The organism is Kitasatospora sp. NPDC034533 (genome assembly GCF_055575155.1).
Map to the genome: position 1 here is coordinate 1 of NZ_JBVITE010000182.1, position 1,068 is coordinate 1,068.

Consider the following 1,068-nt stretch of genomic DNA (forward strand, 5'->3'; position numbering starts at 1 on the left):
CGAACGGCTCGCGACACTGGCCATGCACCCACCGGGACCGAGAGGTCACAACCCTACCGAAGAGGGCTGCAGAAGGGATGGTCCTCTAATGAGCGGCGACCCGCGCACCCGCCCCCTGGTCCTGGACGCCGGCGGCATCCCCCTGTCCGCCCTGGCCGCCGAACCCGAAGGCCGCGCCCCCAAGGCCGTCCTCCTGGCCATCCACGGCCGCGGCATGCGCGCCGCCTACTTCGCCGGCCCCGCCCACCCCGACACCAGCCTCCTCACCCTCGCCGCCGACCTCGGCTACACCGTCCTGGCCGTCGACCGCCCCGGCCACGGCGCCTCCGCCCGCCACCTGCCCGACGGCCAGCTCATCGCCGACCAGGGCGCCACCCTCCACGCCGCCCTCACCGACTACGCCCGCACCCACCCCACCGGCGCCGGCGTCCAGCTGCTCGCCCACTCCTTCGGCGGCAAGATCGCCCTCCACCTCGCCGCCCACTGGCCCGCCGACCCCCGCCTGCCCCTGCTGGGCTGCGACATCTCCGGCCTCGCCCAGCACTACGCCCCCGGCGCCTGGCAGCGCCCCGACGACCTCGCCGGCGGCGGGCGCCTCAACTGGGGCCCCCTGCACCTCTACCCGCCCGGCACCTTCCACGCCGCCCGCGCCCTGCTCACCCCCGTCCCCGCCCTCGAATCGCGCGAACTGGCCACCTGGCCCGCCCGCTACGGCCACCTCGCCGCCCGCGTGCGCGTGCCCGTGCGCCTGACCCTCGCCGACCACGAACACTGGTGGCGCCTGGAGGCCGGACACCGCGCCGCCCTGACCGCCGCCTTCCCCCCGGGCATCGCCCACCTCACCACCGCCCGCCACGCCGGCCACAACCTCTCCCTCGGCCACGCCGCCCGCCCCTACCACCTGCGCGCCCTCGCCTTCGCCGACGACTGCCTCACCCACCACGCCGCGCCCGCCCACGCCGCCCCGGCCCCGGCCGCCTGAGGCCCCCGCAGGCCCTGCCTCCCGCGCGCGCCCGCACCGACGACTGCCCCGCCCACCACGCCGCGCCCGCCAACACCGCCCCGGCC

Annotated in this window: 1 protein-coding gene; it reads left to right on the forward strand. The window is 78.2% G+C overall.

The features are described 5' to 3' along the window. Positions 1–88 precede the first annotated feature (88 nt). Entirely contained in the window at positions 89–982 is an 894-nt protein-coding gene (locus ACZ55U_RS39135; RefSeq protein ID WP_465534428.1) for an alpha/beta fold hydrolase, read from the forward strand. The last annotated feature ends 86 nt before the right edge of the window (positions 983–1,068 follow it).